Here is a 6,093-nt window from a genome sequence, read left to right as displayed (position 1 = left end):
TGATGGACTTCAGCGTGTACTTCTTCTCCGCCAACGACCGCAACGACTTCGGCGCCCGCTACCGCTTCATCCTGGACGTCGCCCGCTTCATCGACCGCCACGGCTTCACCGCCATCTGGACCCCCGAACGCCACTTCCAGGAGTTCGGCGGCAGCTTTCCCAACCCCGCAGTCCTGTCCGCGGGACTGGCGGTGGCGACGGAGAACCTGCACATCCGCGCCGGCAGTGTGGTGCTGCCCCACCACCACCCCGTGCGTGTCGTGGAGGAGTGGTCCCTCGTGGACCAGTTGTCGCAGGGCCGTACGGGCGTCTGCCTCGCCACCGGCTGGCACCAGGGCGACTTCGTGTTCTACCCCGACCACTACGACGGCCGCCGGCAGTACACCCTGGACCATGTGGACACGGTGGCCGCGCTCTGGCGCGGGGAGACCCGTACCTTTCCCGGCCCGGGCGGGCGGGCGCTGGACGTACGGACCTATCCCCGTCCCTGTCAGCCGGAACTGCCGATGTGGCTGGTGCACACCTCCAACCCGGGGACGTGGGTGGAGGCGGGTGAACGCGGACTCAACGTCCTCTCCCTGCTCACCAGCTGGGAGAAGCTGGAGGAGGACATCGGCCGGTACCGTGCCGCCCGGGAACGAGCGGGCCACGATCCGGCGGCCGGCACGGTCACGGTGGGCATGCACACCTATGTCGGTGACGATGAGCAGCGTGTCCGGGAACTGGTACGCGAGCCGGTGAAGCGCTACCTCGCCTCCTTCATGACCCAGAAGCGCAACGACGACAAGGCCGGCGGGCAGTCCCGCGGTACCGACGCCGCGGAGCAGGACCGGCTCGCCGAACTCATGGCCGAGGACTACTACAGCCGCCGCTCCCTGCTGGGCACCGAGGACAAGTGCGCCGCCACCGTGGAGCGACTGCGCGCCGCGGGGGTCGACGAGGTCGCCTGCCTCATCGACTTCGGCCTGCCCTTCGACACCGTGACGCGGGCGCTGCCGGCCCTCGACGCCCTGCGTCGCCGCTGCGCCGCCCCCGCCCCGCGCCAGGATGCCCCGACCGTCCCCGCCCGGTCCGGCGCGGAACCGATGAGCTGGTACTACACGACCTGACGGCACCGTGCGGTGCCGCGGGACACCTGTCATCCGGCCGCATCGCACACCTACATGTGAGACAAGAGGTACGTGATGACCTCACCGCACCGGTCCCCTGCGGAAGCAGTCGCGGGACTGTACGACTCCCTCAGCGAGTTGCCCGCCCACGTCTGCGACGGCAACCTGCACTTCGGTTACTGGACGGACGCACGGGACACCTCCACGTTCCAGGCCGCCACGGAGCATCTGACGGCACTCATGGTCGAACGCCTCGCGCCGCGGACCGGTCAGCGCGTGCTCGACATCGGGTGCGGCACCGGGCAGCCGGCGTTCCATCTGGCGAGCGGCCACACGGTCGAGGTCCTCGGTGTCTCCGTCAGCCGCCGTCAGATCGAGCACGCCAGTGTCCGTGCCCGTGCCGTCCGCCTCGCCGACCGGGTCCGCTTCGAGCGGGCCGACGCCCAGTACCTGCCCTACCCGGACGCCTCGTTCGACGCCGGCTGGTTCTTCGAGTCGCTCATCCACATCCCGGACAAGCCACGGGCCCTGCGCGAGGCCGCGCGTGTCCTGCGGCCGGGCGCCCGCCTGGCCATCGCCGACATGTTCCACGAGCCGGGCCGTGACTGGTCCGCCCCCCGTCCCCTGGTCACGGCCGTGCCGCTCGACGCCTACGCGCCGCTGCTCGCCGACGGGGGCTTCGAGGTCCTCGACCTCACGGACGTCACCCCGCACATCCGCGTCCCCGAGCCCGTGAGGCGCAGACTGCGCTCGATGATGCGGAGGAACCGCTCCGAGTGGGTGGACATCGTCGGCGAGGAGGCGGTGGAGGCCTTGCTCGGCCCGGAGGGCGACATCTTTCATACTCCCGGTCTCGGCTACGTCCTCATCACGGCACGCCGGCGCTGACCGGCACCGTGCTCACGGCACCAGCGCCCTCAGCAACTCGTCCGCCAGATGAGCCAGAAGACGGTCCCGGGAAGGCCCCAGGAAGAAGTGGCCGCCCGGCAGGAGCGCGGTGGTGCATCCGGCACTCGTCACGTCCGCCCAGGCGCCCAGCGTCGCCGCCGACGTCTCGGCGTCCTCGATGCCGCCGTAGGCGAGCACGGGACACCCCAGAGGGCGCCCCGGCGCATAGGGATACCGCTCCAGCATGGTCGTGTCCGCGCGCAGGATGGGCAGGTACAGGGCGCGCATCTGCGCGTCCTCGCGCAGCATCGGGGGGATCGCCCCGTACCGCCGGTCCAGCACCTCGATGTACTCGTCGTCCGGCAGGAGGTGGACGGCCCCCTGATACGTGCGCTGCTGCGGCGGATTGCGTGCCGACACGGCCAGCAGGACCGGCTCCCGCACGCCCCGCTCCCGCAGGGCGCGCACCGTCTCGAAGGCCAGGAACGCGCCGAGACTGTGACCGAAGAACGCGTAGGGCTCCGTGAGCGCGGGGGCGAGAGCGTCGGCCAGTTCCCGTGCTGTCGCCACCAGGTCGGTCCGCGGTGGTTCGTGCAGCCGGGCGTCACGGCCGGGCATGCGGACCGCCCAGGGCTCGATCACGGCCGGCAGGCGCTCCGCCCAGCCGTGATAGACGGCCGCGCCGCCTCCCGCGTAGGGAGCGCACACCAGCCGCAGCATCGGCTCGGGCCGGGCGGCGGCGTCCCGCATGCGCAGGATCCACCGGTCCACCGGCCGGGCGGGGCCGGCGGTACGGGCATCACCGGTGACGACGGTCATGCCGTCGCGTCCGCCGTCGCCGCCCACCCGGGGACGTCCAGCATCTCCACCACGGCGCAGGAGAAGGAGATTCCCGCGCCGGCGCCCAGCAGCATGACGCGGTCACCGGGCCGCAGCTGTCCGCTCGACACGAGGTGGTGCAGGGCGCTGGTCTGGTCGCTGGCGCCGGTGTGCCCCACCGAACGCCCGAAGTCCCACACGCCCTTGGACACCCCGGCGTTCTCGCCGAACGGTTCCAGCAGCCGGTGGAGCACGGTGAGGTCTCCGACGAACTGATGGGCGACGCGGGTGATGTCGTCCGGGGTCAGCCCCGCTTCGTCCAGGGTTTCCCGGATCAGGGCGCGCTGCGTCTCACCCATCAGGCTCCCGGCGCTCACGAGGTCCTGGGTGCCCTTGTAGGTGGCCGCGCGTTCCCGGAGGTCGACCCGGACGCCCGTGGTGCAGCCCGGAGGAAAGAGCGGCTCCCCGCCCCGGTTGAGCTCTTCCAGCTCCGGCAACGACACCGCGCGGACGTTGACCAGACGCGCGAACCCGCCGCGCCGGGACAGCACGCACGCGGTCGCCGCGTCACCGAACAGTCCGCCGGGGGTGGCCCGCCACCGGTCGACCAGGGGGTCCCCCCAGTTGTCGGCCGAGGTGATGAGCGCGGCAGTACGGTCCGTCGCCGCGGCGAGATGAGCGCCCGCGAGTTCCATCGCGGCGAGGAAGCCGTTGCAGCCCTGGCGGACCTCCACGGCGGGGATGGTCCCGCCCACGGTGTGGCGCAGCACGTAATGCTGCGGCGACCACATGTCGGGGCCCTGGTGGTTGCACGACACGTGTATCAGCAGGTCGATGTCGGCACGGGTGTGGTCCGATCCCTCCAGCGCCCGGTGCGCCGCCTCGATCGCCAGGTCCGGTGCGGGCACGTCACCCGCGACGGCCACCGACGTCCAGCCCAGGGCCTGAGCGTCCTCCGCGTCGTACCACCCGGCTGCGACGGCCTCCTTCGTGGTGACCCGCTCGGGAATGTGGGCACCGAGGCCGGCGATGTACAGGTCGGACAGGAGCATCGTCGAAAGCCTTTCGCTCAGGCGGGGTCGGGACTGCACGCGGGCACCGGCGCAGGCCGGTCCAGTCCGTGGTTGCGCAGCGAGAACAGACGCGCGTTCAGGTACATGCAGGGCTGGATCAGTGTGTCGACCAGCACCAGGAAGCAGACGGTTCCAAGACCCACGGGCCCGCCCAGGAAGTAGCCGCACACCAGCAGGACGAGCTCAAGGCTTCCCTTGGCGGTCCAGAACGGCCAGCGCCAGCGATGCGTCATGCAGATGGCCACCAGATCCATGGCCCGGATGCCGACCCCGCTCATGATGATCAGCGCGGACCCGTAGGTGCACAGCGCGACGCCGACGAGCATGAGAGCGGCGGCCGGGACCGGCACGTGACCGGCGGCGTCGACGGCCAGCAGGACGTCGATCAGGCTGCCGCACAGGAAGAACGTGACGAACGGTGACAGCGGGGGCCTGCGTCGGTTCCATGCCGCCCACACGGCGAGGCAGACCAGGGCCACCAGGGCCTGGACGACACCGATGGTGAGCGGAGCGTGCTCCAGCACCCCCAGCGCGAAGACGTCGAGGGGGTCGGTGCCCAGATCCGCGTGGATGAAGCAGGCCGCTCCGCCCGAGAACAGCAGGCAGCCGGTCAGATAGACGAGACACCGCTGCCGGTACGCGAGCAGGCGGCCGCGCGGCCCGGGGCGCGCGGCCCCGGCTCGGCTCGGATCATTCACGGATACTCCAGGGTCCGGCAACCAGTGGGCAGATCGTCGCGGACAGACAGCCTTGCCCACCGGCAGGACGCACGCCCCGGTACGCGCCCCAGCATCGACCCCAGTTCCGCGTACGGACCCGGTCCCTGACCGCGGGACGGGCCTGGCGTCGGACGGGCCGGCTCTCCCGAAGGAGGCCCGGCTCGACGAGGGGAGACGCCCGTGTCCATGCCCGTGGAAGCCCTTCCCTGCGTCCGCGTGGAGCGTGGCCGTCCGACCAGCGCGGACATCGCCGCCCTCCTCATCGCCCCGGCACACCTGCGCCGCCAGGCGGGTGCACAGCCCGGTGGTCCCACCCGGCCCCTCTCCGGCACCCCGCGCGCGGCCTGGCGTCACCTGGAACGCCGGCGGTACTACCGGGCCCGACCAGTTGGCGCGACGGACACACGGCACGCTGCCGCACCGGCAGGTGCGATGCGGGGACCGGTGTGAGGCGGTCCTACGGACTCCCGTCGAGCAGGGCCTGCCCGAGAGGGCGCAGGGTGTGGAGGACCGCGGTGCCGGTTCTCTCGGTGCGGACGAGTCCGGCGTTGCGCAGGACGGTGGCGTGCTGGCTGGCACTGGCCGGCGAGATGCCGGTGCGTTCGGCCAGGGCCGTGGTGGTGGCCGGTGTGCGCAGCGCTGCCAGGACTGCGGCCCTGGTGCGACCGAGCAGGGGAGCGAGGGCGTCGGCGGACACGTTCGTGGCGTCGGCCCCGTCGTTCATGGGGTACACCAGCACCGTCGGTTCGTCCGGGTGGTATCCCACGAACGGCCTGGCGGCGAAGAAGGAGGGGACCAGCAGCAGGCCGCGTCCGCACAGCGGCACGTCGTAGGTGGAGCGCGAGGGCAGGTGGAGGGTCGGGGGCTGCCACCGCCACGAGGGGGCGAGCGTGGTGAGCAGCGCGTCGACACCTCCGCGCAACAGCATCTCCGCGCGCAGCGCGCGATCCGCCGCGGCGGCCGTCGTGACGTGGGGCCACAACTCGGCGATCGAGGAGCCGTGGTAGAGGCGCAGGTCCCGAGCGAGGGCGTCGCGGCTGCGGGGACTTCCCTCCGCGAGTTCGCGCAGCCGTCTGTCACCGCCGGGGAGTTGGCCGTTGAGCCGCCCCATGGACCCTGACAGCTCGATGAGCTGCACCAGATCCTGGCGCAGTCGCGGGGCGGGGACGGCATGGGCCGACTCGACCGCGTCGCTGAAACAGGAGGCGTTCGGCTGCAGCAGGAAGTCGGGGACGTAGTCGTCTCGACGGACCAGGTCCGCCAGGATCCCCGCCCGGCTCACGGGTGTGTCACTCATCGCACGCCGCCACCGCAGCACTCTGGCACGGCGCCCGTGGTGCACCGTCGGCGCGCCCAGCAGCAGACGCACGCTGAGCGCCGTCTCGAACAGGGCGTCGGGACGCGGCGCGAGCACGATGCGGCGCAGGTCGGCGGCCGAGAAATGCAGACGGATCACGAGCACCGATTATCGGCAGCACCGAGCTT

General features: G+C 71.8%; 7 protein-coding genes. 3 read left to right on the top strand and 4 right to left on the bottom strand.

Translation table 11 applies throughout. The annotated features are described in order from the left end of the window. Positions 1 to 2: 2 nt before the first annotated feature. Together F1615_RS24335 and F1615_RS24330 are read left to right on the top strand one after the other, a co-directional pair. Positions 3 to 1,109, top strand: coding sequence for a MupA/Atu3671 family FMN-dependent luciferase-like monooxygenase (locus F1615_RS24335; RefSeq protein WP_149551203.1), 1,107 nt, complete (start codon positions 3 to 5; stop codon positions 1,107 to 1,109). 75 nt (positions 1,110 to 1,184) lie between these two features. Then, positions 1,185 to 1,997, top strand: a complete 813-nt coding sequence (locus tag F1615_RS24330; RefSeq protein ID WP_149551202.1) for a class I SAM-dependent methyltransferase — start codon at positions 1,185 to 1,187, stop codon at positions 1,995 to 1,997. A gap of 12 nt (positions 1,998 to 2,009) precedes the next feature. Here the strand turns inward: F1615_RS24330 and F1615_RS24325 are convergent, their stop codons facing one another. The 3 genes from F1615_RS24325 to F1615_RS24315 are packed head-to-tail and all read right to left on the bottom strand — an operon-like array spanning position 2,010 to position 4,587. Further along, on the bottom strand, positions 2,010 to 2,816 hold the full coding sequence (locus F1615_RS24325; protein WP_149551201.1) for a thioesterase II family protein: 807 nt from the start codon (positions 2,814 to 2,816) through the stop codon (positions 2,010 to 2,012). Further along, a complete protein-coding gene (locus F1615_RS24320) occupies positions 2,813 to 3,868 on the bottom strand; it encodes a ketoacyl-ACP synthase III family protein (RefSeq protein WP_149551200.1) in 1,056 nt (351 codons plus the stop codon). The genes F1615_RS24325 and F1615_RS24320 overlap by 4 nt, the downstream gene beginning before the upstream one ends. A gap of 17 nt (positions 3,869 to 3,885) precedes the next feature. After that, a complete protein-coding gene (locus F1615_RS24315; protein ID WP_149551199.1) occupies positions 3,886 to 4,587 on the bottom strand; it encodes a YczE/YyaS/YitT family protein in 702 nt (233 codons plus the stop codon). A 207-nt stretch (positions 4,588 to 4,794) separates the two neighbouring features. On the opposite strand from F1615_RS24315, the gene F1615_RS37125 reads away from it, so the two are divergent. Then, entirely contained in the window at positions 4,795 to 5,058 is a 264-nt protein-coding gene (locus F1615_RS37125) for an acyl-CoA carboxylase epsilon subunit (RefSeq protein ID WP_425385656.1), read from the top strand. Between the two features lie 7 nt (positions 5,059 to 5,065). Here the strand turns inward: F1615_RS37125 and F1615_RS24305 are convergent, their stop codons facing one another. Further along, complete coding sequence (locus F1615_RS24305; protein ID WP_167533842.1) at positions 5,066 to 6,064, bottom strand: ArsR/SmtB family transcription factor; 999 nt, start codon at positions 6,062 to 6,064, stop codon at positions 5,066 to 5,068. Positions 6,065 to 6,093: the final 29 nt, after the last annotated feature.

This window comes from Streptomyces marokkonensis, from assembly GCF_008312835.1.
Lineage (GTDB): Bacteria > Actinomycetota > Actinomycetes > Streptomycetales > Streptomycetaceae > Streptomyces > Streptomyces marokkonensis_A.
The sequence above is the reverse complement of the archived record's forward strand: the minus strand, read 5'-3'. Positions and strand labels throughout refer to the sequence as shown.